The organism is Streptomyces caatingaensis, assembly GCF_001187435.1.
Classification (GTDB): domain Bacteria; phylum Actinomycetota; class Actinomycetes; order Streptomycetales; family Streptomycetaceae; genus Streptomyces; species Streptomyces caatingaensis.
Genome location: NZ_LFXA01000003.1, coordinates 15,036 through 40,918, shown reverse-complemented (window position 1 = coordinate 40,918; position 25,883 = coordinate 15,036). Strand labels below are relative to the sequence as shown.

Below are 25,883 nucleotides of genomic sequence, written 5' to 3'. Positions count from 1 at the left end.
GCCTCACCGTCCGGACCTGACCGTCCGGGCCTCACCGTCCGGAGCGGCCCGCCCGCACCAGCCGTCCGAGCGCGTCTCTCACGTACTCCTCGTCGTACTCCCCGCCCGTCAGCAGCACGTGCAGGCAGACGCCGTCGAGCAGCGCCACCAGGGCGCGCCCGGTGCGCGGATCGGTGCGGCGGGCGAGCAACTCGGCCAGTTCCTCCCACCATTCGGCGGCCACCGCGCGCAGTGCGGGGCGGCGCAGCGCGGCGAGGTAGAGCTCGTACTCGAGCTCGGCGCCGGCGCGGTCGGCCAGCCACCGGCCGGTGAGGCGGGCCAACTCGGCGGCCAGGTCGTCCTCCTGGCCCGCGGCGGCCGGGCCCGCGGCGGCGCCGCCGTGCTCGCGCACGACCGTGACGAAGCCCTGGCCGGCCTGGCGCAGGGCGGCCACGAGGAGGTCGTCGAGGGTCTTGAAGTGGTACGTCGTGGAGCCGAGCGGGACGTCCGCCTCGGCCGCGACGGTGCGGTGGGTGAGCCCGGCGATCCCGGAGCGGCCCACCACGCGGATCGCGGCGTCGATGATCCGCCGGCGCCGCTCGGGGTCGTACCGCCGCGCCGCCGCCATCAGTGCGCCCCGCCGAGATTGAGGAGCACCACGCCGAGGATCACGAGGGCGATCCCGGCGACCTTGGCGAGCCCGGCCGGCTCGCCGAGGAAGACCGTCCCGATCGCGGCGACGGCCGCGGTGCCCACCCCGGCCCAGATCGCGTAGGCGGTGCCCATCTCCATCGCCTTCAGCGTCCGGGCGAGCAGCGCGAAGGCGATCAGATAGCCGGCGGCCGTGCCGAGGGAGGGCCACAGCCTGCTGAAACCGTCGCTGTACTTCATGGCCGTCGTCCCGGCCACCTCCGCCGCGATGGCCGCGGCCAGCAGTGCATATCCCATGTGTACGAGTGTACATATCGTTGTGTACGCGCGTACGCATCCCGGCCGCCGCGTCCCCCGTACGGAGCGGCCGGGCGGGCGGGGCCGTGTCGGCCCGGCGACACTGGGCAGGCCGTCCCTCCGACGGCGGAAGGAGGGAACTCCCATGCGCAGACGTCACGCCACCCGTGTCCTCGGCCCGCCGGTGATCCTGCTCGCCCTGCTCGGCCCGGGCGCCTGGCCGGCGACGGCGGCGCCGCGGGCGCCGCAGCCGGTCACGGACGTGGACTGCATCGAAGGCGGCGGGCAGCCGAAGGAGGTCACGATCGAGTGGGGCAGCTACACGATCTGTGCCGGCGGCACGCACAACGGCAAGGTCGTCGTCGACGACGTCGACTGGATCCTGCCCTGACGGCCCGTCATATCGCCCCCGGGCCCGGCCCCTAGCCGCCCGCGGCGACGATGCGGGCCATGGCCCGCTCGGCGAGCGCGGTGATCATCAGGGACGGGTTGGCGCCGCCCACGTTCCCGGGGATCAGCGACCCGTCCAGCACGTACAGGCCCGGCGAGCCCTCCACCCGGCCCTCCAGATCCGTGCACCGGCCGATGACACACCCGCCCAACGGGTGGGCGGTGAAAGGGAAGGGGTAGTCGAGCGCCACGGTGACGAGCCCGGGGTTGGCGGACAGGACGTCCGCCTGGTACTGGGCGAGCGTCCGGGCGGAGGGCAGCTGCTTGGCCGGGCCCCAGTCCGCCAGCCGCACCGAGCCGCTGCCGCGGTCGTGGACGAAGCGGCCGCGGTGGTCGTGGTCCACGGTCAGCAGGAGCGTGAACAGCAACGGCAGTCCGTGGGCCCCCAGCCACTGCCAGCTCTCCACCCGGGCCGGCTGCTCATAGGCGCCGGGGGAGAACCAGGTGGACGCGCAGGGGGCTCCCTGGGACGGTCCGGTGCGGTCCAGGAGTGTGGAACGGACGCCGATCTGGTCGCCGTTGGTACCGAAGCCGGTGCCGACGGCGGCCGGCAGGCCGGGGAGGCCGCCGCGCTCCCGGGCCGCCACCAGCAGGCGGTTGGTGTTCAGGGTGCCCGCGCACAGGAACAGCAGGTCGCAGGTGTACTCGTCGGTGCCGGCGACGGCTCCCGAGGGGTCGAGCCGGCGCACCTCCAGGGCGTAACCGCCGCGGCGCCGGCGGCGGACCGCGCGGACCTCGTGCAGCGGTCTCAGCCGGACGCGCCCGGTGGCCAGCGCCCGGGGGAGATAGGAACGCGTGAGGGACTTCTTCGCCCCGTCCGAGCAGCCGAAGTCCGTCTCCCCGGCGATGGCCGAGGGACGGACCGCGCCCCGCAGCTCCGCCCGCAGCACGTCCCAGTCGAAGCTGGACAGCGCGGGGGAGGGCGCGTGCCCCGCCCGTCGCATCTGCCGGTCCCACAGCCGGGAATGGGTGAAGGGCGGCGAGGCGTAGATGTCGGGCGGCATCACGGACGCGCCCAGCCCGGCCACGGCGCGGGGGAACCAGCGCGCCGCGAACTCGTCGTAGGACAGCCCGGCGGGGTAGAGCGACTCGAAGCAGGACCGGGGCGGGGCGACCGTCGCCCCGGTGTACATGACCGAACCGCCGCCGACGGCCGCGGCGCACAGGATGTCGAGGTGCGGCTGCTCCGACACCTCCGCCAGCCCCGGCTGCGGCCGGACCGGCACGGGCAGGACGCCCGGCCAGCGCGCGACCGAGCGGAACCAGAACATCGACCCGCGGACGCGTTCCTGCGAGCCGAAGACGGCCCGCGCCGGGCTGACCGGCCACTCCTGTCCGCGCTCCAGGACCAGCGTGTCCACCCCGGCCTCGCCCAGCCGCAGTGCCGCCACCGACCCCCCGAAGCCCGAGCCCACGACGATCGCCCGGAAGTGCGTCCGCGTGGCGGCGCCGGCGGGCCCCGAGGTCAGCGCGGACAGGGCGCCGAGCGCTCCGCCCGAGCACAGTCCGGCGAACCGGCGACGTGATGGCATGAGGACTCCCGAGGCGGACGACGACGTCGGACGGGGCCCACGCTAGGAAGCCGGGACGGCGGACGGGCCGCGGACGCCCGCACCGCACCCCAACGGGTGGCCCGCCCCGGCGGACGGCGGAACGAGTGCTTCCGGCCAAAGCCCGTCCGGTGCCCCTGCCGCCCTACCGGCCGGGCGCGGGCGGGGAGTAGCGTCGCGGCTGCACCCGATCGACCACGACATCGATCAGGAGGGCACATGAGAATCCGCCACCGGGTCGCGACCGCCGGCCTCGTCCTCGCCCTCGCGGGCGGGGGAGCGGTGGGCGTCGCGGCACCCGCCTCGGCCTCCGGCGGCACCGCCGCGTCCGCGTTCTCCTGCGACGCCTGGCAGTACCGGAGGAGCAGCACCCAGGGACACGGCGCGTCGATCACGTGCCACGGCCGTCCCTTCGTCGGGTACGTCGTCTGTCACCAGCCCGACGGCCACGCGTACCTCCGCCTGGGCAACCGGGCCCGCTCCGGCGGCACCTCCGTCGCCTGGTGCGACCGGAACGCCGAAGTGAGGGAGGCGGGGGCCCTGCCGTTCTGACCGGTGGGGAGCCGCTTCCCGGCCTCCGCGCCGTCCCGGTCCCGCGAGGGGCCGGGGCGACGCCGTTCCGTTGTCAGTGGCGGGTGAGAAGGTGACTGCACCGAAGCCGGAGAGACGGAACGAGGGGGATCTGCCATGCCCGGAATCCAGAACTACATCAACCACGTCGCGCTGGTGCTGGACGCCAGTTCGTCCATGTCGCATCTGAGCGCGAAGGTCGTCGAAGTCGCCGACCAGCAGATCGCCTACCTGGCCCGCCGGTCGAAGGAGCTGGACCAGGAGACCCGGGTGACGGTGTACGTCTTCGCCGACACGGTGGAGTGCGTCATCTACGACAAGGACGTGCTGCGGATGCCGTCCCTGAAGGAGCTGTACCGGGTCGGCGGGATGACGGCCCTGCTCGCGGCCACGCTGAAGTCGCAGCGGGAGCTGGCGCTCACCGCCCAACTGTACGGCGACCACAGCTTCTTGACGTTCGTCCTGACCGACGGGCAGGAGAACGCGAGCCATCGCTGCCCGGACGCTCCAGCCTCGGACACGCGCGAACTGGTGCGGGCCGTCGCCGAGATGGCCGCCCACCAGGAGGACAACTGGACACTGGCCGTCCTCGTGCCGGACCAGATGGGCAAGCGCGAGGCCATGCAGTGCGGCTTCCCCAGGGACAACATCGCCATCTGGGACGCCACGAGCACCCGCGGCCTGGAGGAGGCCGGCCAGGTCATCCGGCAGGCCACCGAGAACTTCATGGTGGGCCGCACCCGGGGCATCCGGGGATCGCGGGCCGTGTTCTCCACGGGGGCCGAGGCGGTCAACAAGGACACCATCGAGGCGGCCGGTCTCACCCCGGTCGACCCCTCGCAGTACCGGCTGATACCGGTCGCCCGCGAAGCGGCCATCCGGGACCGGGTCGTCGAATGCGGGCACGCCTACCGCACCGGCTGCGCCTTCTACCAGCTGAGCAAGTCGGAGAAGATCCAGGCCCGGAAGCAGATCGCGGTGCTGGAGAAGAAGACGGACCGGGTGTACACCGGCCCGCAGGCCCGCTCCCTGCTCGGCCTGCCGGACGCCGAGGTCCGCGTCAAGCCGGACCACAACGACGACTTCACCATCTTCGTCCAGAGCACCAGCGTGAACCGGAAGCTGGTCCCGCACACGCGGCTGCTGCTCATGCTCTGAGCGGACCGGCCGCCCCGCCCCCTGCCCGCGACCCGCCCCGTTCCGGGGGAGGATCCCGGACATGGACTTCCGGCAGCTCGAATACTTCCTGGCCATCGTCGACGAAGGCGGCTTCCACCGCGCCGCCGCGGCCCTGTACGTGTCGCAGCCCGCGCTCTCCCAGGCCGTCCGGTCCCTCGAACGCGACCTGGGCGGCGCCCTGTTCCACCGGGTCGGCCGCCGGGCCGTCCTCACGGAGGCGGGGCGGGCGCTCATCGAGCCCGCCCGGGCGGCGGTCCGCAGCCTGCGGACGGCCCGGGCCGGGGTGGCGGCCGTGCACGAACTGCGGGCCGGACGGCTGGACGTGGCCGCGATGCCCTCCCAGGCGGTGGAGCCGCTGACGACCATGATCCGTGCCTTCGGCGGCCGTTGGCCCGGGGTGACCGTCGCCGTCAGGGCCGCCCTCACCGCGCGGGAGGTCGTCACCATGGTCCGCACCGGGGCGGCCGAGCTGGGGCTGCTGGCCGTCCACGGGCCCCTGCCCGGCAGGGACGTGACGGCCCACCCGCTGGGGGAGCAGCGCTTCGTCCTGCTGGCCCCGCACGACGGCCCGTTCGCCGGCCGGCGGTCGGTGCACCGCGAGGAACTGGCCGGCCACCGGCTCGTCGTCGGGCAGCGGGGCACCGGCATGCGCGCCTACGTGGACGGCCTGCGGGACGGCGGCATCAGCTTCCAGGTCGCGGCCGAGACCGAACACCGGGCGGCCGTCCTGCCGTTGGTCCTCGGCGGCGTGGGGCTCGCCGTCGTGGCGGAGTCCTGGCGGGAGCTGGCCGAGCGGGCCGGCGCCCGGGTGCTCGCCATCGAACCGAGGAGCGCCCTGAGCGTCGGACTGATCAGCCGTGAGGGCCCGCTCTCCCCGGCCGCGGACGCCTTCCTGCGCACCGCGACCGCCGCCGCCGCTCCCTGACACCCCCCGGCCTCGCGATAAGCCGCCCCTATCAAGGAGATCGGCACCGCGTCTTGGACGGCGCGGCGGGCCGGTTGTTGCAATCGACGCATGACGAACCACCGCATCGCCCTCGTCCCCGGTGACGGCATCGGGCCCGAGGTGCTGCCCCCGGCCCGCCAGGTCCTGGACGCCGTCGGCCGCCGCCACGGCATCACCTTCCACTACACCTCGTACGACGACTGGTCCTGCGAACGCCACCGGCGCGAGGGGGCGATGATGCCCGAGGACGGCCTCGACCGGCTGCGCGACCGGGACGCCATCCTCCTCGGCGCCGTCGGCCACCCGGACGTGCCCGACCACGTCTCGCTCTGGGGGCTGCTGATCCCGATCCGGCGCGGCTTCCGCCAGTACGTCAACCTGCGGCCGGTCCGCGTCTTCGAGGGCGTCGACAGCCCGGTGCGCGGGGCGAGGGCCGGGGAAGTCGACCTCGTCGTCGTCCGCGAGAACACCGAGGGCGAGTACAGCCGGGCCGGCGGGCGGCTGCACCGCGGCCTCCCCGGGGAAAAGGCCGTGCAGGAAGCCGTGTTCACCCGGGCCGGGGTCACCCGCGTCCTGGACTACGCCTTCGGGCTGGCCGCCGCGCGCGGCGGCCGGGTCACCTCCGCCACCAAGTCCAACGGCCTCGTGCACACCATGCCGTTCTGGGACGAACTGGTCGCCGAACGCGCCGCCGCGCACCCCGGCGTGCCCTGGGAGAAGGAGCACATCGACGCGCTCGCCGCCAAGTTCGTCCTGGAACCGGCGCGGTACGACGTGGTCGTGGCGTCCAACCTCTTCGGCGACATCCTCAGCGACCTGGCCGCCGCCGTCGCCGGCTCCATCGGCATCGCACCGGCCGCGAACCTCAACCCCGAACGCGCCTTCCCCTCGATGTTCGAGCCCGTCCACGGCTCGGCCCCCGACATCGCCGGCCGCGGCATCGCCAACCCGCTGGGCGCCATCGGGGCGGCCGCCCTGATGCTCGACCACCTCGGCCATCCCGCGGCGGCCAAGGACGTCACCGACGCCGTCGCGGCCGTGCTCGCCACCTCCGACGTCCGGACGCCGGACCTCGGAGGATCCGCCACCACCGGCCAGTTCACGGAGAAGCTCCTCACCCTCCTGTGACCGGCGGCGCACCGTAGCGGGCGCCGCGACGGGATGGCAGTCTCGAACGGCTGCCTCACCGGACCCCCACCCGCAAGGAGAGAGCATGGCGCTCCGGATCCTCGTCGTCGGCGGTACGGGCCTGCTGGGCCATCACGTCGTGACCGAACTCCTCGGCCGCGGGCACCTGGTGACCGTCCTCGCGCGCCGCCCCGGCCCCGTGACCGGGCACGGCGGCCGCGTCGAGGTCCGCACCGGGGACATCCGCGCCTGCGCCGACCCGGCGGCACTGCTCCGGGGACACGACGGGGTGGTCTTCGCGGCCGGCGCGGACGACCGGGCCGTCCCGCCCGCGCCCGCGTACCCGTACTTCGAGGCGGGCAACGTCACGCCCGTGGCACGCCTGACGGCGGGCGCCGCGCGGGCGGGCTGCGGCCGGGCCGTCGTCCTCGGCTCCTACTTCACGGCCCTGCACCGGCGGTGGCCCCGGCTGGAGCTGGCGGCCCGGCATCCCTACATCCGCAGCAGGGTCGAGCAGGCCCGCGCCGCCCGGGGGGCGGCCGCCGTGCTGGAGATACCGTTCGTGTTCGGCTGCGCGCCGGGCCGGACGCCGCTGTGGGCCCCGCTGTTCCCGTGGCTGCGTTCGCCGTCGCCCCTCGTGGCGCCCCCGGGCGGGACGGCGGTGGTCACCGCCCGGACCGTGGCCCGCGCGGCCTCGGGCGCCCTGGAGCAGGGCGCGACGGGCCCCTACCCGGTGGTGGACGAGAACCTCTCCTGGGCGGCCCTGCTGGGGCGCCTCGCCCGCGCCGCCGGGCGGCCGCGCACGGTGCACCGCCTGCCGCCGTCCCTGCTGGGCGCGGGCCTGCGCGCCGTCGGCGCCGTCCACGCGGCGCGCCACCGGGAGGCCGGTCTGCACCTCGGCTCGCTCGGCGACCTGCTCACCCGCGAGCTGTTCCTCGACCCCGCCGCCGGCCGGACGCTGACCGGCGGGAGCGGCTCCGTGGAGGAGGCCCTGGCCGCGACCGTGCGGGGCTGCGGCGCCGGCCGGTAGGCGGCCGGCGGCGTCAGCGCTCGCGGAAGCCGCCGAGGAAGCGGCGGAAGAGACCGCCCTCGCGGGGGAGCGGGGCGGACGGCGGTGGCGCGGCGGGCCGTTCACGGGCGACCGGCCGGGCGTAGTCGGCCCGGGCGATCGCGTCGACGGTCCGGTCGAGGTCGAAGTCCGCGGAGCCCTCGATGGAGGGGACGAAGCCGACCAGGTCCCCGTCCCGCATGACCTGCGCCTCGAGGCCGGCGGTGCCGTCGGTGTCCCAGACGGCCTCGCGGCCGTCGTGCAGGACCACGCGGACGCCGATCCGGTAGACGCCCTCGCGGGCCAGGTGGGCGTCGATGCCCCGCTCCCGCAAGGCGTCCACGACGTGAATCGCCTTGTTCTCGTCCATGCGGCCACGGTAACGCCGCGGCGGGGCGGCGGCCGTCCGGGTGACGCCCGCGCCCGCCCCGCACACCCGGGGCCCGTCCCTGGAACACCTACCGGTGACCCGCGCCCCCCACCCGGAAGGTCCCCATGCCCGCCGACGACGAACTCGCCCGCTTCCTCGCCGCCCTCAGCCCGGCCGACAGGGAGAAAGTGCAGGCCCAGCCGCGTGAGCGGCAGGAGCAGCTGGCCGCCGCCTGGGAGGCGGAACTCAGCGAGGACACCGATCTGGACACCCTCAGCGAGCTGTCGCCCGCCGCCGCGGCGGACGAGGCCGCCGAGCGGGTGGTGCGGGAGTTCTTCGAGAGCTGAGGGGGGCGGACGGGGCTCACGGCAGGTGGTCGGTGAACCACTCGCAGGCCAGCTCCGCCACCGTCTCCAGGGCGCCCGGCTCCTCGAAGAGGTGGGTCGCGCCGTCCACGACGACCAGACGGTTCTCGCAGGTCAGATGGGTCGCCGCCTGGCGGTTGAGGTCCAGGACGGTCTGGTCGAGACCGCCGACGAGCAGCAGCGTGGGCGCCTCGACCCGCGCCAGCCGGTCCGTCCCGGCCAGGTCGGGGCGGCCGCCGCGCGAGACCACCGAGGCGACGCCGCCCTCCTCCGCGTCGGCGGCGGCCCACAGGGCGGCCGCGGCGCCGGTGCTCGCGCCGAAGTAGCACAGCGGGACGGACTCGCGGCGCATGTGGTCGGTCACCTCGGCGAGGCGGCCGGCGAGGAAGCCGATCGCGAAGACCTTCTGCCGGTCCTCGGCCTCCTCGGGCGTGAGCAGGTCGAAGAGCAGCGTGCCCAGCCCGGCGCGGTTGAGCGTGGCGGCCACCGCCCGGTTGCGCGGGCTGTGCCGGCTGCTGCCGCTGCCGTGGGCGAAGATCACGACGGCGGGGGCGCCCGGCGGCATCGTCAGGTCGCCGTCCAGCGTGATCCGCCGCCCGTCCACCGGCAGGCTCACCGGCGTGGACGCGTGGATGTGGTGGGCCGGGTGCCCCTCCCCGGTGGTGTCACGGCCCAGCAGCGCGACGACCTCCTCGTCCTCGGTCTGGGAGAAGTCCCGGTACCACTCGCCCACCGCCGAGAAGCCCGTCGGGGTGGACAGGCACACCAGTTCGTCCGCCTCGCCGCGCAGCTCCCCGGCCGCGTCCGGCGACGCCACCGGCACGGCCAGCACGACGCGGGCCGCGCCCTGGGCCCGGGCCACCTTGCAGGCGGCGGAGGCGGTGGAGCCGGTGGCGATGCCGTCGTCCACGACGATCACCGTCCGGCCGTCCAGCGGGATCCTGGGGCGTCCGCCCCGGAACCGCTCGGCCTGCCGCTCCAGCCGCACCTGTTCGTCGCGCTGCACCTCGGCGAGGTCGTCCTCGTCCACCCGGCTCAGCCGCATGATGTCGTCGCGCACCACCCGCACCCCGCCCTCCCCGAGGGCGCCGAAGCCCAGCTCGCGGTGGTAGGGCACACCGAGCTTGCGGACGATGATCACGTCCAGGGGCGCGCCCAGCGCCCGGGCCACCTCGAAGGCGACGGGGACGCCGCCGCGGGGGAGGCCGAGCACGACGGGGTGTTCGCCGCGCAGATGACCCAGCCGCTCGGCCAGCCGGCGTCCGGCATCCACTCGGTCGTCGAATCGCATGGTCCACCTCCGGCCCCCGGACCGGATCCGGAAGACGGGAAAGGTCTCCGTCCTTCCACTATGCGACCCCGGCCGGTCCACTCCAACCCGGAGGGGCGGGTCCTCAGCCGGACTCCAGCGCCTCCCGGATCCGGGCCGCCGCCCCGGCCGCCGCCTCCTCGGACGGGTAGCGGCCGCGCGGCCAGAAGAAGCCCCGCAGCCCGTCCTTGCGGTTGCGCGGTACGACATGGACGTGGAAGTGCGGTACGGACTGGCTGACGCGGTTGTTGGCCGCGACGAACGAACCCGCCGCCGCCATCCCCCGCTCCACCGCCCCCGCGACCCGCCGCACTCGGCCGAAGAACGGCCCGACGTCCGCCTCGGGCAGATCGGTCAGGGTCTCCACGTGCCGGCGCGGCACGACCAGCACATGCCCCGGGAACAGCGGCCGGGCGTCCAGGAACGCCACCGCCACCGGATCCTCCAGCACCCGGTGGCCGGGCAGCTCGCCCGCCGCGATCGCACAGAAGACGCACTCCACGCCCTCCATGGTGAGGCAGCCGCCCCGGCGGGGCACAGATCCCCCATGCCCCTGCTCGTCGGAACCTCGGGTTGGCAGTACGCCGACTGGCGCGGCGGCCTCTACCCCCGCGGGCTGCCGCAGCGGCTGTGGCTGGAGGAGTACGTCCGCCACTTCGCCACGGTGGAGAACAACAACGCCTTCTACCGGCTGCCCTCCCCGGAGAACTTCGCCGCCTGGCGCGAGCGCACCCCCGAGGGCTTCGTGATGGCCGTCAAGGCCAGCCGCTACCTCACCCACATCAAGCGCCTCCACGACCCCGCCGAGCCCGTCGCGCGGCTGATGCGCCACGCCTCCGCCCTCGGCGACCGGCTCGGCCCCGTCCTCCTCCAGCTCCCGCCGACCCTGCGCGCCGACGCCGGTGCCCTGGACGGGACGCTCGCCCGCTTCCCCGCCGGCACCCGTGTGGCCGTCGAGCCCCGCCACCCGTCCTGGTGGACGGACGAGGTCCGTGCCGTCCTCGAACACCGTGGCGCCGCGCTGTGCTGGGCCGACGCGGACTCCCGGCCGGTCACGCCGCTGTGGCGCACCGCGGACTGGGGGTACGTCCGCTTCCACCACGGACGGGCCGAGCCGTGGCCGCGCTACGGACGCCGGGCGCTGACCGCCTGGGCCGGGCGCGTGGCCGACGCCTGGCCCCGCACGGCCACGGTGTACGCGTACTTCAACAACGACCCGGGCGGGGCCGCGGTCGCCGACGCGGCCGCCTTCGCCCGCGCGGCCCGGCGCGCCGGGTGGGACGCGAGCCGCACACCCGGGGACTGAGCGGCGCCAAGGGGGCGCCGCGAGGCTGCAGTTGGCGCCCGGCCGCCGGTAGAGTGGGGAGGATGCTGCCTGAGATCACCGAGCACGAGTGCACGAACTGCGGCAAGACGGTGAAAGGGATCTTCGGGCGCTGGGCCTGCACCGCGTGCAACACCAGTTCCCCGTACACCGAGCCGCCCGCTCCCTACGCGGCCCAGCTGGTCAACGGCACGGCACCGCGCAGGGATCCGCTCCGCCACCACCTGTGCGGCGAGGTCGCCTGCATCTGCCCGCGGCTGAGCGACCGGCGCCCGTGACCGGCCGTCAGGCCAGGAGCAGGGCCCGGTCCCAGCCGGTCGCCGGGGCGGTGTCCGTGGCGAACGTCCGCAGGGCCAGCGCCGCGCCCGCCGCGCCGGTGAGGAAACCGGCCGGATCGCTCGCCGGCCCCGCGCGGGGCAGCGGCGGCGTCAGGGCGAACGGGGCCTCGGGGTCGGCCAGTTCGAGCACGCGCCCGGCCAGCCAGGGCAGCGCCGCGCGCAGGCCGGGATCGCCGGTGTCGTGCGCCATGCGCCACGTTGCCTGGAGCAGACCGCTCCACCCGTGGCACAGTCCCGCCTCCGCGAGCCGGCCCGCGGCCCGCCCCTCGTGGGCCCGCCGGGCCCCGGCGAGCGCCGCGTGCCAGGCGGCGACGGCGGTGTCGCGCCACTCGGGTACGTCCAGCGCACGGCCCGCCAGGTACAGGGCGCGGGCGACGCCCGCCGTGCCGTAGCACCAGGACGGCCGGCCGGGCGCGGCCTCACCGGCGACGGGCGGCCCGCCGCCGGGGCCGAGGACCATGGTCCGGGGCCACCACGGGCCCTCGTCGCCCCGCTGCCGTACGTCCATGAGCCACCCGGCGAGGACGCGCACCGCGGCGTCCTGGCCGGGGACGGTCACGCCCGCCTCCCGTGCCAGGGCCAGCAGGGCCAGCGGGCCCGGAACGCCGTGCGCCAGGCCCACGTTGGCGTGCCCGGTCTCCGCCGTCGCCGGGGCGAGGCCCTCCTGGACCTGCGCCGTCCACCAGCCCGGCAGCCGGCGGCCGTCCACGCGCAGCGGCACGGTCAGCCCCGTGAGCGCCGTCAGGACCTCCGCGAGCGCCTCGGTCCGGGAGGGGGCGTCGAGGAGATGGGCGCCGAGCCCGGCCAGGCCCGAGATGACGTCGTAGGTACCGACGGCCACGCACCCGCCCTCCCGCGGGCGCCGCCGCCGTTCCCAGCGCGCCAGCCCGGCGGCGAACTCCCCGACGCCCTCGGCCAGCCGGCCGGCGGCCCGCGGCGGACGGCCCGCGGCCGACGCGGCCCGCATCAGGGCGAAGGACAGCGCGGGGACGCCCCGGTACAGCCCCTGGGCCCCGCCCGGCGCGGTACGGGCCACCGCGACCGCCTCGTCCAGCCAGCGGCGGGCGGCGCGCGGGGAGCCGCCCTCCAGGTGGAGCAGCGCGATGCCCGGCGCGCCGTCGCTCAGCGTCAGCTCCCGTACCGGGCCGCGCAGTCCGGCGACCCGCCCGGGCGAGGAGAGCCGCCGGGCGATCTCGTCCGCCAGGGCGGCCGCACGCTGCCGTACGCTCATGCCCCGGCCCTCCGGCGGCCGGCGTGGGCGCGGACGGCCAGGCGCGCCAGGGCGAGCGACTCCTCCTCGGCCCGGCGGTCGGTGCCCGCCAGGCGGTTGTGGTGCAGGTGCAGCAGGGAGGCGGTGACGGTGGCATCGCCGCTCCAGGCGGTGCCGCCGAGGCGGCGCAGCAGCGCGCCGTAGGCGGTGACGGCGGGACCGCGCCGCTCCCACGAGCTCAGCAGCGCCTCCCCGCCCGGGAGCCGGCCGAGTTCGTGCCAGTCGCCGCCGGGGTCGAGGAGTCGGCGGGCCTCGCGCCGCAGGTCCGCCGGGGCGGCGCGGTGGCCCTCGGGGCCCTCGCCGTCCAGGAGCCGCAGCGCGGCGTCCTTGCCGGCGTGGAAGCGGTGCAGGAGGTCGAGGTAGTTGGCCGCCGTCAGGAGGCGCGGGTCCAGGGCGAGCGTCCCGGCGCGGACGAGGGTCAGTTGTTCCAGGCAGGCGCGGCTGTCGGCCTCGAAGGCCGCCTCGGCGGCGGACATGGCCTCGGGGCCGCCGTAGCGCTCCCACTCGGGAGCGTAGCCGTCGAGGACCAACCGGCCGCACAGGCCCTGCCGTTCGAGCCCGCGGTGCCACACGCCCAGCCGGGGCAGCAGCTCCCCGCCGAGGACGGCCGGGGCGCCGTGGAAGCGCAGCCGCAGGTGCGGGGCGGGGTCGCGGTAGCGCAGGAAGAACCACCGGCCGACCGCCTCCGGCAACAGGCCCAGCAGCTCGGGCAGTTCCCGGACGAGCAGGGCGTCCTGGCGCTCGGGGGAGCAGTAGAGCTTGGCGTGCAGCCATGCCGAGCCGGGCCCGTGCCCGGTGCGGGACCGGACCGGGGCGAAGACGGGCGCCGCGGCGGTGCCGGCGGTGGTCCGTACGAGGGGGAAGGCGATCTCGGTGGGCCGGCCGCCGGCCCAGCCGGTGCCGTGGCCGTTCGCCCCGGGCGGCTCCTGGAGATGGGCGCCGGGGCGCCGCTGCCACTCGTGCCGCAGGAGTTCCAGCTGCGCGGGGTCGTCCAGATCGAGGGGGATGCGGTGGTCCGCGTGGACGGAGGAGACGTGCCGGGGCACGCCCGCCCGGTCGCGCCAGCGGGCGAACCGCCGCCGCCACGCCCCGGGTCCGGTGGCGGGGTCCTGGAGGGCGGGGTCGGCCGGGTGCCAGCGGGCGGGGGAGAGGACGGTCCGTCCGCGGCGTACGCGCGGGAGGTACGGCAGGGCGGCCGCGGCTCCCCAGTCCCAGCCCGGCCGCGCGCCCTCGCCGTTGCGGGCGAGCTCCTCCAGGAAGCGGGCGAGGTCGGGGGCGTTGCCGCGCGGCAGCAGCATGCTGGGCAGGGTGGGCACGACCTCGCGGCCGAGCCGGACCGACACCAGGGCGAGCCGCCGCGCGTCGGCGACGACGGCCAGGTCGCCGAGCGCGATGCTGTGGCGCGCGGAGCGGTCGGTGAACGCGGAGACGGTGATGGTGTGGTCGAGCCACCGGGGGACGGCGGAGACGTTCGCGGCCTTGCCGGTGCGGGTCCGGAAGGCCAACTGGGCCCGCACGGCGTCCGGGTTGCGGGTGGGGACGGAGCGCACGACGCGCCCCAGGCGGCCGGCGTCCTCGCCCAGCACGTGCCCGAAGCGCCCCGCGACCGCCCCCGCGACCCCGGACACCCCGCCCACGACCAGCCGGAAGTCACCGGCCTCCAGGGCTTCGACGGAGTCGGCCAGCAGCTCCGCGAGGAGGTCGAAGGACGGGGGAGGACCGGCGGCGTCGGGCGAACCCGAGCCGCTCAGGACGGTCAACAGCTCGTCGTCCAGGATGACTTCCCGCTCGCCCGCCATGGCGGCCTCCTGCGCCAGGGCCAGCAGGAGGCGGTCGCGCGCGTCCGGGGCGCCGCCGTGCGCGGGGGCGGCGGGCCCCGTCCCGTAGCCGGCGGGAAGGCCCAGTCCCCGTTCGGGATCGACGAGTTCCCGCAGCGGCACGGCGCGGCTCATCCCGTAGCGCTCCACGAAGTCCGCGTGGAAGGCGCGCAGATGGGGCGGTCCGGGGCGGGCGGCGGCCAGGGCCGTGAGGGTCCGCGCGGCGCTCTCGGCCTCGGCCCGCACGGACTCGGGCAGGCGTATCCGCGCGTCCAGCGCCAGATCCACCTGCACCGTGCGCTCGCCCGCGTGGAGCCGGCGCATCCGTGCGGTGACGGCGGCCAGTCCGTCCCGGCCCCGCCCGAGCGGGAGGCCGGCGTAGGCGGCCAGGTCCCGGCGGATCGCGGTGAGTTCGGCGACGACGGCGCGGCTGTCCGGAGCGAGCGCGTCCGCATGCCCGGCGAGCAGGTCCAGGACGTGGCCGAGCGGATCGGTCCCGTCGAGCGGCGGGCGCAGCTCGGTGAGGAGCAGCCCGCGCCGGACGAGTTCGGCGGGCATGCGCTCCACCGTCCGCGCCGGCGCGTCCGGGTAGGTCTCGCGCAGCCGGGACAGCAGCGCGGTCCAGGGCAGGGGCGTCGCGGCGAGCTCGAACGCGCGGCGCACGGCGTCGGTGTGCCGCACCGACACCTCCCGCAGGGGCTGTCCCTCGTCCGCCGCGGGGGCGAACGGCAGGACGAGCCGGTCGCCGCGGACCGCGCACAGGTCGTTGGCGGTGACGCGGAGCAGGGACAGGACGCCCGGGTCGCGTTCCAGCCGGTCGACGACTCCGGACACCCAGCCCATGTCCGCCCGTACGTACTTGAGATGGCCGGTGCCCCAGCGGACGGCGGGCCCGGCGGCGAAGCCGGCCGGGGCCACGCCCGCCATCAGGCCGAAGGGGGTCGCCCGGCCGCCCATCCGCAGCCGGTAGCGGGTCACCGCCCGGGCGGCCCGGCGGGCGTCCTTCGCCCGGGGGGCCCGGCCCTCGGCCACGGCGTCGAGGACGGCCGCGAGGGAGGGGCTGGCGAGGGTGATCGCCTCGCGCAGCAGGGGGTCGGCGACGGCCTGTTCGAGCACGGCCGCGTCCGCGTCCGCGTCCGTGTCCGGAGGCGCCGTCGGCCCGGCAGGCCGCACCGCCGCCCGGAGCAGGACGGGCTCGGCGCAGGCGAACGCCGGAGGTGCGCCTTCCGCGTCGTTCATGGTCTCTCCCTCACTCCCGTGCCCTCGCCGCGACCACGGCGCCGGCGGGGCCGATGTCCCGCCGGCGCCGTGGCGTCGAACCGTGCGTCGGCTAGCAGATGCAGCCGGTCTCCGTGTTGCAGATGCGGCCGGTGATGGGGCCACCGTGGGTGATGAAGCCGGCGGCCTCGGCCGCGCCGGTCTCGTCGAAGGACGGAACGACGATCTCTTCCACGTCGAGGTCGAACAGGTCTTCCATGGGGATTCCTCCTGTTGCCGATGGACCGGTCCGCTGTGCCGGCCGGTTCGTGGGAGGGGACGCTAGGGGCGGCCGATCAACAGCCGGTCAACGCGCCGTCAATGCGGCGGAATCCGGCCGTCCGGGGGCCCGCCGGTCCCGCCGGAGCGCCGCGCGCGGCTCCCACCGCATGAAGGGGGCGGCGCCGGGCCGGTGTTGACCTGGCCCGGCGACTCCCGCCCGGCCGGGGCGCGTCCACGACCCACGTCCGTGCTGGACGACGCCGGGCGCCTCCGGTCGCCGACCGCGCCCCTCGTCCTGCCCGAACTCGTCCCCGCCGCGGCCGACTCCTCGCGGAGGCGAAGTCGTTCGCCGAACCGGACCGCGCTTTGCGATCATGATCCGGTCCGATCGCCGTCGTTCCCGTGGGGAGATCTCCGCCGTGCAACCGCTCGTTCCCGCCGACCCGACCGTGCTGCACCCGATGCCCGGGCAGGAGCGCGTGGTGCTGCTCAAGCCCCTGGTCACGTCGCCGCTGATCGACGTCGGCGAGTTCACCTACTACGACGACCCCGACGACCCGACGGCCTTCGAGACCCGCAACGTCCTCTACCACTACGGGCCGGAGCGGCTGGTCATCGGGAAGTTCTGTGCGCTGGGCACGGGCGTCCGCTTCATCATGAACGGCGCCAACCACCGCATGGACGGCCCCTCGACGTTCCCGTTCCCCATCATGGGCGGTTCGTGGTCCGACCACTTCGACCTCATCACCGGGCTGCCCGGGCGCGGCGACACGGTGGTCGGCAACGACGTGTGGACGGGGAACGGCGTGACGGTGATGCCCGGCGTCCGCATCGGGCACGGGGCGGTCGTCGCCACCGGCTCCGTCGTCGTGGACGACGTCCCCGACTACGCGATCGTCGGCGGCAACCCCGCCCGCGTCATCCGCCGCCGCTACCCGGACGAGGACATCGCCCGCCTGCTGGCCGTCGCCTGGTGGGACTGGCCGGCCGAGCACATCACCCGGCACGTCCGTACGATCATGGCGGGCAGCGTCGACGAGCTGGAGGCGGCGGCGCCGTGACGGGTGCGACGGCGGCCGGTGACCTCCGCCCCGTTCGGCGTCAGTCGTCGATCGCCTGATAGAGCGTGGTCCAGAAGCCGTGGATGAGCCGCGCGGGATCCGGGGTGGACGACCCGACCTGGGTGAACAGGATTCCGATGAGCCGTCCGCCGGGGTCGGCGTACGCCGTCGTCCCCGTGCCGCCGTCCCAGCCGAACCGGCCGACGGGCGCGTAGTCGGTCTCCTGCTCGGGGTGAGGCGGTTGGTGGTCATCAGCTCCACGGCCGGCCGGGACAGGATCCGTCGCGTCCCGAGAAGTCGCCGGACGCGCCCGCCTCCGACCGCCGCGGCGCGGCGAGACCCACGGCGTCGGATGCGGTGCCGGATCTGCCGGGGGACGACGTACCGGCCGACGCCGCGTGCCCCCCCGGCCGCGGCTCCGGCCCGTACGGCATGGGCCGGCCAGGTGGTGTTCCCGGCCGGCCGGGCGGTCACCGCCGGCTCACCACCGGAGGACCGGGCTCTGCACGTAGTCGTACGGCTGGTCGCCGCCGCGCCAGTAGACGCGGATCTCGCTCTTGTACGCGTGGCCCGAGGACGGGTTGGTCAGGTTCCAGTACCCGTCGAACTGGGCGCAGGAGCCGTTGAAGTGCCGGTCGACCCATCCGGTCGTGTCATCGAGCGCCACGAGCTCGATGCGGCAGTTCGGATCGGCGTTGGCGAAGCGCCCGTGCACCTCGAACTTGACGGACCCGCCGTCCTGTCTGACACACGCCTGCTTCCAGGTCTCCCCGGCGCAGCCGCCGCCGGCGGCGGCCGAGGCGGTCCCGCTGGTGAGCGTGAGCGCCGACCCGGCCATGGCCAGGGCCCCGAGGCCGACGGCCACGCGCCGCATGAGTGCCGATGCCATTGTTGTGCTCCCTTCGCCGTTGGACGGGAGCACTGTCGCGCGGTCCGTTCACCGCTGGATAAACGCGGGGGAGATCGTGACCGGAGAGACGCGGCGGCTCGCTCGGTTTTCAGCATATGCCGGTGAGTGACATATGGTGGTGTCATGACTGACCGCGCGATGCAGGAACCGACCCTGCTCCTCCTCACCGCCCTCGCCGACGTACCGCGCCACGGCTACGCGATCGCGCGCGAGGTGGAGTCGATCTCCGGCGGGCGAGTGAAGCTGCGGACCGGCACGTTGTACGGGGCGCTGGAGCGTCTGCTGCAGCAGGGGCTGATCGAGGTGCACAAGGAGGAGATCGTCGACAGCCGGCTGCGGCGCACCTACACCTTGACCGCTCCCGGCCGTGCGGCCCTGGCCGTCGAGGCCGAGCGGATCGCGGCCACCGCGCGCGAGGCCACACGGCGCCTCGGTATCACCGGCAAGGCGGCCACCGCGTGAACCCCGTACTGCTGCGCCTGTATCCGGCCGGTTTCCGCCGTGCCTTCGGCGACGAGATAGCCGAGTCCTACCGGGAGGCGACCGAAGGGGCGGGCCGGCGTGCCCGGCTCCGCGAGGCCGCCGACATCGTCACGCACGCCGTGCGGCTGCGCCTCGGCCTGGGCTCCGCACACCCGGGCGGACGGCTCTTCGCCGCCGTCGCCCCCTTCGCCCTGGCCGCGACGGCCGTATACGCCGCCTTCAACCTCATCGGGACTGTCGGGGACTGGTACGTCATGCGTGACGCGGGCACCGCCGGCGGTGCGGGCCTGTTGGTGACCCTCATGAACGGCTGCTACCTGCTGACCTTGACCGGCGCGGTGGTCGCGCTGGCCGGACGCCATCTTCCCGGGGTGCTGTGCGCGGTCGCCGGGGCGGTGGGCAGCTCGGTGACCTTCCTCTTCCCGGTCTGGCGCATGCCGCCCGACCTTCGGTGGGAACTCGTGGGTTTCCTGCTCGCGCCGGTCCTGGTGGCCGCGCTCCCGCTGGCCTGTCCGCCCGACCTGCGCCCGGCCCGCCGGGTGCGCGGCGCGGCGGGGACGCTCGCGCTGGTGGCGTGGGCCCTCCTTCTGGTGGGCGCGGTCGTCGTCATCGACCCGCTCGGGATCGGCCTGCTCTTCCCCTGGCGGTTCGGCGTCCCGATGATCGCGGCCCTGTTCCTGGCGGGCCGCCGGGCCTTCGCCGGGATTCGCACCACCGTTCAACTCGTCTGCGCCGCCGCGCCGTTCATCGTCACGATCTACTTCTCCGGATGGGTGCGGAGCGAGGAGATCCTGGCGCTCCTCGGTGCCCTCGCCGCCACCGCCATGGCCCTGCGGCTGCGCCGGGGCAGCGGCTCCGACACGGTGAACCCCGCCTGAACGCAGGACTTGCCATGCCTCTCTCCCCACCCACCCGAGCCGCCCGCAGCCTGTCGCGGGCAGTCGGGCGGCGAATATCCCGCACGCCGGCCGAAGGCGGGCGCCTGGCCGCGGTCGACGGGCTGCGGTTGCTCGCCGCAGTGGCCGTCGCCGCCTACCACTACCTCGGCACCCCGACCCCCCGCTTCTGGGGCGAGGACTACGACCTCCCGCGGGCCGCACCGCTGCTGCACGCGATCAGCGGCTACGGCTGGCTCGGTGTCGAGGCGTTCTTTCTGATCAGCGGCTTCGTCATCTGCATGAGCTGCTGGGGCCGCACCCCGGCGCAGTTCGCCGTCTCCCGTATCGCCCGGCTCTTCCCGCTGTACTGGGCCGTCGTCCTGATCATCGTCGCCGCCGGCACGGTCACCGTGCTCGCCGGACAGCGGTCGGGCGCGCCCACGGACCTGCGCACCACCCTGGGCAACCTGACCATGATCCCCAGCCCGCTCGGCGTGGACTTCACCGCCGGTGTCGCCTGGACGCTCTGGGTGGAAGCCCGCTTCTACCTCCTCATGGGCGTGCTGCTGCTGATCGGCCTGACCTACCGGCGCACCACAGCCTTCGGCTTCCTCTGGCTCGTCCTGGCGTCCATCGGCCGCGAACTGCACTCGACCGTCCTGAACGAGTTCCTGCTCGGCCAGTACGCCGGACTCTTCGTGGCCGGCATCGCGCTTCACCTGATGCACCGCTTCGGGCCCGACCTGCTCCTGTGGCTCCTGGCCGGCTTCGCCTGGTGCTACACCCTGACCGTCCTGGACGACCGCGTCGCCGGCCACACCGGCTTCCTCGTCCTGCTCGCCCTGGCCGGCCCCGGCCCGCTGCGCCACCTCCAATGGCGCACCCTCGTCTACGCCGGCGCCCTGACCTACCCCTTCTACCTGGTGCACCAAAGCCTCGGCATACCCGCCACCCGCGGCATCCTCAAAACGCTCCCCGGCCTCGGCCTGCTGCCCTCGATCGGCCTCGGGCTCCTCCTCTCCCTGCTGCTGGCCGCCGTGCTGAACCGCCTGGTCGACCGCAAACTCGGCCGCCTCCTGCGTCACCACCTCAGCACCGCCCTCGATCCCGGCCGCACCGGCCCGAACCGGCCCCCGCCGCCGATCGCTCCCCGCCCGTCACCCGAAGAAGGGTGAGCCCGGTCGATTCCGCGGTCGGCGGCGCCATCCCACCACGTACGACCCGGAGCGCTTCTTCCGGATCGCACAGCACATCCGAGCGGCCGGGCAAGGGGGTCAGCGCCCGGCCGGCGCCACCTCCCGGACATGGGTGGCACAGGCCAGCAGCAGGAACAGCCCCCCGAGCGCGAGCAGGGGGGCCGGCGGGCCCCGCCAGTCGGCCATGGCCCCGGTGCCCAGGGTGAAGAGCCAGGTCAGGCTGCGCGCCGCCGTCATGGCCGTCATCGAGATCCGTCCCGTCAGGGACTCGGGGACCGTCCGTACCACATGGTTCATGAACGAGACGTTCACGGCGGGGGTGAGGAACAGGGCGGCGGCGTAGGCGAGTCCGGTGAAGAGGGCGCCGGCGGGGACGGCCATGGCGGCCGTACCGGCCACCAGCGCCCAGGAGGCCGCCTTGAGCAGCTGCGCGTCGGTCATGCGCGCCGTCAGCCCTTCGCAGGCCAGCGCTCCCAGGACCGCCCCCGCCGATCCGACGCCCTGCGCGACGCCCACCTCCGCCGCCGACGCGCCCCGGTCGTGGCAGAGGACGACGAGCAGCAGGGCCAGCCCGGCGAACGCCCCGTTGACGAGGGCGAACCAGGCCACCATGTGGCGCAGGTAAGGGCTGTCGCACACGTAACGCAGCCCCGCCAGAGGGCGGTTCCGCGTCGCCGCGCCGGAGCCGTCGTCCGGCGCGCGGGACGCGAGGGGGACGCGCAGGGCGAGCGCCGCGAGCGTCATGCCGAGGAAGAGGACGGCCGCGGCGAGGAACGGCGCCACCGGGGACCAGGCGAACAGCACACCGCCCAGCGGCGGGCCGACCAGCTGCGCCGTCGTCTTGCGCGCCTGCTCCCGGGAGAGCGCGGACCGGCGCTGGACCCCGGGCACGATCCTGCGCAGCAGGGGAAGTTCGGCGGCCGTGTGGACGGAGCAGCCCAGGCCCTCCGCCGCCGCGGCGGCCATCAGAAGGCCCGGGCCCGCGCGTCCCGACGACTCCGCGAGGAGCACCGACGCGGCCGCGAGCAGCTGGACCACGGAGGCGAGCGGCAGCAGCGGCCGCCGGGGACAGAGATCCACCAGCATCCCGGCGGGCGACGAACCCGCGAACTTCGCCATCGCCGCCGCACCGGCGACGAGCCCGGCGCGGGCCGCCGAGCCGCTCGTGTCGAGGACGAGCAGCGGGAGCGCCACCCCCAGCACCGAGCTGCCCAGGCCGGACGCCACCGCTCCCGACCACCACACCCGGTAATCGCGGTTGCGCCGGAGCGGCCGCACCGGCGCCGTACGGCACATGTCGGAGGTCAACGGGCCACCTGCCGGAGCTCGATGACGGCGTCAGCAGGCGCGCAGCCGCGGCGCGAGCGCCGCCGCGACGCGCCGGGCACGCTCCTCGGGCTCCAGCTCGGACGAGTCGAGCACGAGGTCGAAGCCCTCCTGGGCGCACACGTCGTAGTGACCCCGGCTCAGCCCGCGGAAGCGCTCCGGGAACCGCTCGGCCTCCCTGGCCTCCAGCACCGCCAGCGGCGCGCGCACCAGCACCCACAGCACGCGTTGCCCCGCCAGGGCGGCACGCCAGGCCGGCACGACCGAGGCGTCGACCGGCATCTCGTCGACGATGACGTTGTTGCCCTCCCGCAGCAGCGCCACGACGGCCTGGCGCATCCCGGCCAGCAGCCGCGCGCCCACGGGCCCGTAGCCGATCCGCAGCCGCGCCCGGCCGCCGGGGTCGGTGGTCCGGACGTAGGAGAAGCCCTCGGCGCTCCTCTCGCCCTCGCTGGTCCAGCGGAACGGCAGCGTGCCGAAGAACGTGTCCAGCCCGAGGACGAGGAACGGCTCCGGAAGGATCTTCTGGAGCTCCGCCGCCGTCGCGCTCTTGCCCGCCCCCGAGGTCCCCACGAGCAGGATCGCCTGACCAGGTCCGTGCATGCCGGTGCTTCCCTTCTCCCGCGTCCGCGGCCCCGGAGGAGAGGGCCGGTGGACGGAGAGGGCAGGATAGCGTCCGGTGATCAGCCGGCCAGGCCGAGCGCGACGAACGCGCGCTCCGCGATGTCGTCCGCCGGATCCGTGTACGACGTGCCGTCGGCGGCGATCGCGGGCCGGTGGCGCAGCACGGGCGGCAGGCCCTCCACGCCCTTCCCCCACAGCACCGATTCGTAGGTCTCCGCCAGGGCGCGCATGTGCCGGGGGTTCTCGTGCGGTTTGCGCTGCCGCCCGCGCTTCGCGAGGTTCGCCAGGGCGGTCTCCGGCGGGACGTCGACGTGGATCACCAGATCGGGCAGGTACACCCCGTGCCGGCGGTAGAGGGCGAAGGTCTCCGCGGCCGGGATGCCGTCCAGCGCCTGGAGATAGACGAGGTCACTGACCAGGGAACGGTCGCCGATGACGGGGACCTCCCGGAGCACCCGCGCCAGGATGTGCTCGCCCTGCGCCCGGCGGTCGTCGAGATACGCCAGTCGGACGCGCTCGGGTGGGTGTGCGCGACGGCGTTCCTTGACGTCCAGGATCACCCGCGCGGCGCCGGGCGACTGCCAGGAGTGCTGGCCGATGGTGTAGACGTCCATGCCCAGCGCCCAGAAGGACTTCTCCAGGCTGTTCCTGAGCGTCGACTTGCCCGCTCCGTTGAGCCCTTCCAGGGCGACGTAGGGGAACCGCCGGCCCTGCGCGAAACGCGCCCCGCCGCCGGCCCCCGCGCCGGCCCGCCTGCCGGATGACGTCCGCCGCATCCTCTCCGCCTCTCATGATCTGGCACACAGGGACCTGAGCCTCACGGCGGCCGAGCCCCACAGCGACCCGAGCCCTACAGCGACCTGAGCCCGTCGAAGGGGGAATCGAGGCAGAACCGCACCCGGTCCCACAACGGGTAGGAAAGCGACAGCAGTTCGCTGACGACCGAGCCCTGCACACCGCCCGGCAGGCTCTCCCGCAGCACCGGGGGAGGAGGCAGCGCGCCGGCGGCCTCCGCCATCAGCACGGCCGCCTCCCGCCGCCGCCCCTCCGGGAAGCCGGGCTCCTCGCACACCCTGCGGCAGAACTCGTGGCGCACGGAGTCCGCGAAGACGCGGCGCGCCCAGTCGGCGGCCGGCAGCGCGGAGGCGTACGCGTCCCCGCGCGCTCGCCGGTGCGCGTCGTACCACTGGGCGAGCAGCTCGCGGGCCGTGGACGCCAGGAGGCCCGCGGCGCGGGCGACGGGCCCGCCGCGCGGGACGGCGGCGGTGAACGGCGTCCGGACCTCCGCTCCCCCGGCCGTCCCAGCGGCGGGGCGGACGACGCCGATCGCCAGCTCGCAGAGGAATCCGCTGTGCGTCCGGCGGATCAGGTCGAAGGCCTCGTCCTCCGGGTCGGTCCCGACGGCGACGGTCACCCGGGACAGAAACGTCCGGGACGTGGACACCAGCGAGGGCAGGGGCACCGGTGCCGACGGGAGGGGGGACACGGCGCCCAGCCGCAGCGCCCGGTCGCGGTTGACGCCCGGATCGTGCCGGTCGCCGCCGTACAGACGCTCCAGCTCGGGGTCGATCCAGAGGGAGTGCGCCCAGGTGACGCGCCCCGCGACGCCGCGCGAACGGCGGGCGTTGCGCTCGGCGACCGGCCCGGTCAGCCGGTCGCCGCGGACGTCCTGGGAGGGGAAATAGGGGAAGGCGGTCGCCACTGGTCTTCCGTACCTCCGGCTTCGGGCGGCTCGGGATGGCTCGCGGTGGTTCGGGATGGTGGCTCGCGGTGGCCCGGAGCGGATCGGGGCGCTCGGGGTCGCTCAGGAACCGAGGAAACCGATGAACTTGCCGGATCTGCCGGAGATCACCGGCTCGGTGCCGTGGACGAGCTGGGTTCCCCAGCACAGTGCGTCGCCCGCCCGGCAGGAGACGCGCCAGCGGGTGCGCCGCATGGCGGCGAACCACGGACTGTGCACGGTGGCGTTCTCCCGGACGCCGCCGTCCTCGTTCCACAGCGCCGCCCCGCCTCCCGTCTCGACGAAGAACTCGCCCCCGGAATCCGCCTCGTGCAGCACGATGCCCATGGCCGCCACCTTGGGCCGGTCCGGGGCGATCTCGTTGAACGGGTAGTCGACGTGCGGCGTGACATATTGACCGGCTCCGTATTCGACGTACAGCCAGTCCATCGAGCGCCGGGCGCTGGGAAAGACCCTGCGTACCTCGTCCATGCGGTGCGCGACGGCGGCGTCGAGCAATGCCGTGATATCCGCGGGCAATTCGTCGTACTCGATCCTGCCGTGCGGCTCGTAGACCTCCTTGACGCGCGCCAGGTCCTCGCCCGCGATGGAATGCACCGACCGTTTCCGGTCCATGACGTCGAACCCGCCGCCGTTTCCGATCTCCTCGGCGACGCGGGCGCTCAGGCGGGCGATCTGCCCGGGGCCGAGGAGTTCCTCGACGCTGCCGATTTTCAGCGAGTCGTGCAGCATGTCCGCGTCCTCTCCCCGCCCGCGGCCTCAGCCGGCGGGCTTGCGGAACTCGGCGAACGCCAGGTCGCCGACGCCGACCAGTACGCGGCGGCTCGCCGGTACGCCGGCGAAGAAGTCGTCGCACGCCTTCTTCACCCCGGGCAGACCGTCCCAGGCCCGGGGGCTGAGCTCCCGGTCGCAGTAGTCGTCCACCACGACCGAGCCGCCGGCGGAGAGCCGGGGCCAGACGTGCGTCAGGCTCGTGCGGATCGACTCGTAGAAGTCTCCGTCGAGGTAGGCGAAGGCCACACGCTCCGGCAGGTGCCGGGGCAGTGTCTCCTCGAACCAGCCCGCGTGCACCCGGGGCGGCCGCAGGTTCCAGCGCGCGAACGTGGCCAGCACGTCCGACTCGGTCGCCCGGCAGTCGCCCTGCTTGAGATAGCGGTCCGCCGCCGAGGGGGCCGGCAGGCCGTCGAACGAGTCGTAGAGGTGCAGCGTACGGTCCGCCCCCTCCGCCTCCAGAACCATTTCCAGCAGAACGCTGGTGCGCCCCGCATTGCAGCCCAACTCCACCACATCGCCCGGCGTTCCCGAACGCACCACGGAACACAGCGCCCAGTAGAGATTCATGAGCCGGTCCACGTCCGACATATCGGGGTTCTCGGCCGCGAGTTCGTAGATCACCGAGTTGGAAACGGACAGGCGCGCCATGGAGTTTCCCCTCACGACTCACGACCGGTGTCGTTCGGCTCGATCCTCAGCAGCGTAGGCGGCGTTCGCGACGAGCGGAAGAGGGCCTCGGGGCGTCTCCTCTTCGACGGACCCGGTGCAGACGTCCGTTCCGCGCCCGGGGAAACGCCCGGCGCGAAGCCGCCATGATCCC

The 25,883-nt window shown here is 74.9% G+C and carries 29 protein-coding genes and 1 pseudogene; 13 read left to right on the top strand and 17 right to left on the bottom strand.

Annotation, left to right across the window (positions count from 1 at the left end; translation table 11 throughout):
- Positions 1 to 31 precede the first annotated feature (31 nt).
- Both AC230_RS06660 and AC230_RS06655 read right to left on the bottom strand, forming a co-directional pair.
- A complete protein-coding gene (locus tag AC230_RS06660; RefSeq protein ID WP_049715120.1) occupies positions 32 to 607 on the bottom strand; it encodes a TetR/AcrR family transcriptional regulator in 576 nt (191 codons plus the stop codon).
- Entirely contained in the window at positions 607 to 927 is a 321-nt protein-coding gene (locus AC230_RS06655; protein ID WP_049715119.1) for a DMT family transporter, read from the bottom strand. Before AC230_RS06655 ends, AC230_RS06660 begins: the two co-directional genes overlap by 1 nt.
- Positions 928 to 1,072: 145 nt before the next feature.
- Here AC230_RS06655 and AC230_RS06650 point away from each other — a divergent pair, with 145 nt between their 5' ends.
- Positions 1,073 to 1,318, top strand: a complete 246-nt coding sequence (locus AC230_RS06650) for a hypothetical protein (protein ID WP_049715118.1) — start codon at positions 1,073 to 1,075, stop codon at positions 1,316 to 1,318.
- Positions 1,319 to 1,349: 31 nt separating this feature from the next.
- On the opposite strand, the gene AC230_RS06645 is transcribed toward AC230_RS06650, so the two are convergent.
- The gene (locus tag AC230_RS06645) at positions 1,350 to 2,909 is read right to left on the bottom strand and encodes a GMC oxidoreductase (protein WP_049715117.1); all 1,560 of its coding nucleotides are present in this window, start codon (positions 2,907 to 2,909) and stop codon (positions 1,350 to 1,352) included.
- 237 nt (positions 2,910 to 3,146) lie between these two features.
- On the opposite strand from AC230_RS06645, the gene AC230_RS06640 reads away from it, so the two are divergent.
- From AC230_RS06640 to AC230_RS06620, 5 genes are all read left to right on the top strand, one after another.
- The gene (locus tag AC230_RS06640) at positions 3,147 to 3,479 is read left to right on the top strand and encodes a hypothetical protein (protein ID WP_049715116.1); all 333 of its coding nucleotides are present in this window, start codon (positions 3,147 to 3,149) and stop codon (positions 3,477 to 3,479) included.
- A gap of 135 nt (positions 3,480 to 3,614) precedes the next feature.
- On the top strand, positions 3,615 to 4,655 hold the full coding sequence (locus tag AC230_RS06635) for a vWA domain-containing protein (RefSeq protein WP_049715115.1): 1,041 nt from the start codon (positions 3,615 to 3,617) through the stop codon (positions 4,653 to 4,655).
- A 61-nt stretch (positions 4,656 to 4,716) separates the two neighbouring features.
- Complete coding sequence (locus AC230_RS06630; RefSeq protein WP_049715114.1) at positions 4,717 to 5,601, top strand: LysR family transcriptional regulator; 885 nt, start codon at positions 4,717 to 4,719, stop codon at positions 5,599 to 5,601.
- A 90-nt stretch (positions 5,602 to 5,691) separates the two neighbouring features.
- Positions 5,692 to 6,750, top strand: coding sequence for a tartrate dehydrogenase (locus AC230_RS06625; protein WP_049715113.1), 1,059 nt, complete (start codon positions 5,692 to 5,694; stop codon positions 6,748 to 6,750).
- Positions 6,751 to 6,835: 85 nt separating this feature from the next.
- A complete protein-coding gene (locus tag AC230_RS06620) occupies positions 6,836 to 7,780 on the top strand; it encodes an NAD(P)H-binding protein (RefSeq protein WP_049715112.1) in 945 nt (314 codons plus the stop codon).
- A gap of 13 nt (positions 7,781 to 7,793) precedes the next feature.
- Here the strand turns inward: AC230_RS06620 and AC230_RS06615 are convergent, their stop codons facing one another.
- Complete coding sequence (locus AC230_RS06615; RefSeq protein WP_049715245.1) at positions 7,794 to 8,168, bottom strand: hypothetical protein; 375 nt, start codon at positions 8,166 to 8,168, stop codon at positions 7,794 to 7,796.
- 125 nt (positions 8,169 to 8,293) lie between these two features.
- Here AC230_RS06615 and AC230_RS06610 point away from each other — a divergent pair, with 125 nt between their 5' ends.
- Positions 8,294 to 8,515: a hypothetical protein gene (locus AC230_RS06610; RefSeq protein WP_049715111.1), complete on the top strand. Its 222-nt coding sequence runs from the start codon at positions 8,294 to 8,296 to the stop codon at positions 8,513 to 8,515.
- A 16-nt stretch (positions 8,516 to 8,531) separates the two neighbouring features.
- Here AC230_RS06610 and AC230_RS06605 read toward each other — a convergent pair whose 3' ends face one another.
- The gene (locus tag AC230_RS06605) at positions 8,532 to 9,824 is read right to left on the bottom strand and encodes an alpha/beta family hydrolase (RefSeq protein ID WP_049715110.1); all 1,293 of its coding nucleotides are present in this window, start codon (positions 9,822 to 9,824) and stop codon (positions 8,532 to 8,534) included.
- A gap of 103 nt (positions 9,825 to 9,927) precedes the next feature.
- Positions 9,928 to 10,353, bottom strand: coding sequence for an HIT family protein (locus tag AC230_RS06600; RefSeq protein ID WP_049715244.1), 426 nt, complete (start codon positions 10,351 to 10,353; stop codon positions 9,928 to 9,930).
- Between the two features lie 36 nt (positions 10,354 to 10,389).
- Between AC230_RS06600 and AC230_RS06595 the strand changes: the two genes are divergently transcribed.
- Together AC230_RS06595 and AC230_RS06590 are read left to right on the top strand one after the other, a co-directional pair.
- Positions 10,390 to 11,148: a DUF72 domain-containing protein gene (locus AC230_RS06595; protein WP_049715109.1), complete on the top strand. Its 759-nt coding sequence runs from the start codon at positions 10,390 to 10,392 to the stop codon at positions 11,146 to 11,148.
- 62 nt (positions 11,149 to 11,210) lie between these two features.
- On the top strand, positions 11,211 to 11,444 hold the full coding sequence (locus AC230_RS06590; protein ID WP_049715108.1) for a hypothetical protein: 234 nt from the start codon (positions 11,211 to 11,213) through the stop codon (positions 11,442 to 11,444).
- 7 nt (positions 11,445 to 11,451) lie between these two features.
- Here AC230_RS06590 and AC230_RS06585 read toward each other — a convergent pair whose 3' ends face one another.
- The 3 genes from AC230_RS06585 to AC230_RS32420 form a co-directional block, all read right to left on the bottom strand.
- The gene (locus AC230_RS06585) at positions 11,452 to 12,735 is read right to left on the bottom strand and encodes a lanthionine synthetase C family protein (RefSeq protein ID WP_049715107.1); all 1,284 of its coding nucleotides are present in this window, start codon (positions 12,733 to 12,735) and stop codon (positions 11,452 to 11,454) included.
- On the bottom strand, positions 12,732 to 15,830 hold the full coding sequence (locus AC230_RS06580; RefSeq protein ID WP_049715106.1) for a lantibiotic dehydratase: 3,099 nt from the start codon (positions 15,828 to 15,830) through the stop codon (positions 12,732 to 12,734). The genes AC230_RS06585 and AC230_RS06580 overlap by 4 nt, the downstream gene beginning before the upstream one ends.
- A 91-nt stretch (positions 15,831 to 15,921) precedes the next feature.
- Positions 15,922 to 16,068: a hypothetical protein gene (locus AC230_RS32420; protein WP_157868522.1), complete on the bottom strand. Its 147-nt coding sequence runs from the start codon at positions 16,066 to 16,068 to the stop codon at positions 15,922 to 15,924.
- 463 nt (positions 16,069 to 16,531) lie between these two features.
- Between AC230_RS32420 and AC230_RS06575 the strand changes: the two genes are divergently transcribed.
- Positions 16,532 to 17,131 (top strand): CatB-related O-acetyltransferase, encoded by a 600-nt coding sequence (locus AC230_RS06575; protein WP_241833126.1) that lies wholly within the window; start codon positions 16,532 to 16,534, stop codon positions 17,129 to 17,131.
- Positions 17,132 to 17,171: 40 nt separating this feature from the next.
- On the opposite strand, the pseudogene AC230_RS33485 reads toward AC230_RS06575, so the two are convergent.
- A pseudogene (locus tag AC230_RS33485) lies at positions 17,172 to 17,422 on the bottom strand (serine hydrolase); the annotation flags it as partial.
- A gap of 190 nt (positions 17,423 to 17,612) precedes the next feature.
- On the bottom strand, positions 17,613 to 18,020 hold the full coding sequence (locus AC230_RS06570) for a hypothetical protein (protein WP_157868521.1): 408 nt from the start codon (positions 18,018 to 18,020) through the stop codon (positions 17,613 to 17,615).
- Positions 18,021 to 18,164: 144 nt separating this feature from the next.
- Between AC230_RS06570 and AC230_RS06565 the strand changes: the two genes are divergently transcribed.
- Genes AC230_RS06565 through AC230_RS06555 form a run of 3 tightly spaced genes read left to right on the top strand, consistent with a single transcriptional unit; the run spans position 18,165 to position 20,577 of the window.
- Entirely contained in the window at positions 18,165 to 18,503 is a 339-nt protein-coding gene (locus AC230_RS06565) for a PadR family transcriptional regulator (RefSeq protein ID WP_049715103.1), read from the top strand.
- A complete protein-coding gene (locus tag AC230_RS30805; RefSeq protein ID WP_078871030.1) occupies positions 18,500 to 19,402 on the top strand; it encodes a hypothetical protein in 903 nt (300 codons plus the stop codon). The genes AC230_RS06565 and AC230_RS30805 overlap by 4 nt, the downstream gene beginning before the upstream one ends.
- Before the next feature lie 14 nt (positions 19,403 to 19,416).
- A complete protein-coding gene (locus AC230_RS06555; protein ID WP_049715102.1) occupies positions 19,417 to 20,577 on the top strand; it encodes an acyltransferase family protein in 1,161 nt (386 codons plus the stop codon).
- Between the two features lie 99 nt (positions 20,578 to 20,676).
- On the opposite strand, the gene AC230_RS06550 is transcribed toward AC230_RS06555, so the two are convergent.
- The 6 genes from AC230_RS06550 to AC230_RS06525 all read right to left on the bottom strand — a co-directional run bounded on the left by AC230_RS06550 (position 20,677) and on the right by AC230_RS06525 (position 25,711).
- On the bottom strand, positions 20,677 to 21,906 hold the full coding sequence (locus AC230_RS06550; protein ID WP_078871029.1) for an MFS transporter: 1,230 nt from the start codon (positions 21,904 to 21,906) through the stop codon (positions 20,677 to 20,679).
- A gap of 30 nt (positions 21,907 to 21,936) precedes the next feature.
- Positions 21,937 to 22,527 carry a phosphotransferase-like protein gene (locus tag AC230_RS06545; RefSeq protein ID WP_049715100.1) on the bottom strand — a complete coding sequence of 197 codons (591 nt, stop codon included), beginning with the start codon at positions 22,525 to 22,527 and terminating at the stop codon, positions 21,937 to 21,939.
- Positions 22,528 to 22,607: 80 nt separating this feature from the next.
- Positions 22,608 to 23,324, bottom strand: a complete 717-nt coding sequence (locus AC230_RS06540; protein ID WP_049715099.1) for a deoxynucleoside kinase — start codon at positions 23,322 to 23,324, stop codon at positions 22,608 to 22,610.
- Between the two features lie 74 nt (positions 23,325 to 23,398).
- Positions 23,399 to 24,250 (bottom strand): hypothetical protein, encoded by an 852-nt coding sequence (locus AC230_RS06535; RefSeq protein ID WP_049715098.1) that lies wholly within the window; start codon positions 24,248 to 24,250, stop codon positions 23,399 to 23,401.
- Between the two features lie 102 nt (positions 24,251 to 24,352).
- Positions 24,353 to 25,021 (bottom strand): phytanoyl-CoA dioxygenase family protein, encoded by a 669-nt coding sequence (locus tag AC230_RS06530; RefSeq protein ID WP_049715097.1) that lies wholly within the window; start codon positions 25,019 to 25,021, stop codon positions 24,353 to 24,355.
- 27 nt (positions 25,022 to 25,048) lie between these two features.
- A complete protein-coding gene (locus AC230_RS06525; protein WP_053161056.1) occupies positions 25,049 to 25,711 on the bottom strand; it encodes a TylF/MycF/NovP-related O-methyltransferase in 663 nt (220 codons plus the stop codon).
- Positions 25,712 to 25,883 lie beyond the last annotated feature (172 nt).

Bases quoted from the DNA above. Each gene is read 5' to 3' on its own strand.
- AC230_RS06525 (WP_053161056.1), bottom strand. From the start codon at position 25,711: ATGGCGCGCCTGTCCGTTTCCAACTCGGTGATCTACGAACTCGCGGCC.
- AC230_RS06620 (WP_049715112.1), top strand. From the start codon at position 6,836: ATGGCGCTCCGGATCCTCGTCGTCGGCGGTACGGGCCTGCTGGGCCAT.
- AC230_RS06545 (WP_049715100.1), bottom strand. From the start codon at position 22,527: ATGCACGGACCTGGTCAGGCGATCCTGCTCGTGGGGACCTCGGGGGCG.
- AC230_RS06590 (WP_049715108.1), top strand. From the start codon at position 11,211: ATGCTGCCTGAGATCACCGAGCACGAGTGCACGAACTGCGGCAAGACG.
- AC230_RS06630 (WP_049715114.1), top strand. From the start codon at position 4,717: ATGGACTTCCGGCAGCTCGAATACTTCCTGGCCATCGTCGACGAAGGC.
- AC230_RS06610 (WP_049715111.1), top strand. From the start codon at position 8,294: ATGCCCGCCGACGACGAACTCGCCCGCTTCCTCGCCGCCCTCAGCCCG.
- AC230_RS06570 (WP_157868521.1), bottom strand. From the start codon at position 18,020: ATGGCATCGGCACTCATGCGGCGCGTGGCCGTCGGCCTCGGGGCCCTG.
- AC230_RS06660 (WP_049715120.1), bottom strand. From the start codon at position 607: ATGGCGGCGGCGCGGCGGTACGACCCCGAGCGGCGCCGGCGGATCATC.
- AC230_RS06615 (WP_049715245.1), bottom strand. From the start codon at position 8,168: ATGGACGAGAACAAGGCGATTCACGTCGTGGACGCCTTGCGGGAGCGG.
- AC230_RS06555 (WP_049715102.1), top strand. From the start codon at position 19,417: ATGCCTCTCTCCCCACCCACCCGAGCCGCCCGCAGCCTGTCGCGGGCA.
- AC230_RS06645 (WP_049715117.1), bottom strand. From the start codon at position 2,909: ATGCCATCACGTCGCCGGTTCGCCGGACTGTGCTCGGGCGGAGCGCTC.
- AC230_RS06540 (WP_049715099.1), bottom strand. From the start codon at position 23,324: ATGCGGCGGACGTCATCCGGCAGGCGGGCCGGCGCGGGGGCCGGCGGC.
- AC230_RS06655 (WP_049715119.1), bottom strand. From the start codon at position 927: ATGGGATATGCACTGCTGGCCGCGGCCATCGCGGCGGAGGTGGCCGGG.
- AC230_RS06635 (WP_049715115.1), top strand. From the start codon at position 3,615: ATGCCCGGAATCCAGAACTACATCAACCACGTCGCGCTGGTGCTGGAC.
- AC230_RS06605 (WP_049715110.1), bottom strand. From the start codon at position 9,824: ATGCGATTCGACGACCGAGTGGATGCCGGACGCCGGCTGGCCGAGCGG.
- AC230_RS06575 (WP_241833126.1), top strand. From the start codon at position 16,532: ATGCCCGGGCAGGAGCGCGTGGTGCTGCTCAAGCCCCTGGTCACGTCG.
- AC230_RS06585 (WP_049715107.1), bottom strand. From the start codon at position 12,735: ATGAGCGTACGGCAGCGTGCGGCCGCCCTGGCGGACGAGATCGCCCGG.
- AC230_RS06625 (WP_049715113.1), top strand. From the start codon at position 5,692: ATGACGAACCACCGCATCGCCCTCGTCCCCGGTGACGGCATCGGGCCC.
- AC230_RS32420 (WP_157868522.1), bottom strand. From the start codon at position 16,068: ATGGAAGACCTGTTCGACCTCGACGTGGAAGAGATCGTCGTTCCGTCC.
- AC230_RS06600 (WP_049715244.1), bottom strand. From the start codon at position 10,353: ATGGAGGGCGTGGAGTGCGTCTTCTGTGCGATCGCGGCGGGCGAGCTG.
- AC230_RS06640 (WP_049715116.1), top strand. From the start codon at position 3,147: ATGAGAATCCGCCACCGGGTCGCGACCGCCGGCCTCGTCCTCGCCCTC.
- AC230_RS06580 (WP_049715106.1), bottom strand. From the start codon at position 15,830: ATGAACGACGCGGAAGGCGCACCTCCGGCGTTCGCCTGCGCCGAGCCC.
- AC230_RS06650 (WP_049715118.1), top strand. From the start codon at position 1,073: ATGCGCAGACGTCACGCCACCCGTGTCCTCGGCCCGCCGGTGATCCTG.
- AC230_RS06530 (WP_049715097.1), bottom strand. From the start codon at position 25,021: ATGCTGCACGACTCGCTGAAAATCGGCAGCGTCGAGGAACTCCTCGGC.
- AC230_RS06595 (WP_049715109.1), top strand. From the start codon at position 10,390: ATGCCCCTGCTCGTCGGAACCTCGGGTTGGCAGTACGCCGACTGGCGC.
- AC230_RS06565 (WP_049715103.1), top strand. From the start codon at position 18,165: ATGACTGACCGCGCGATGCAGGAACCGACCCTGCTCCTCCTCACCGCC.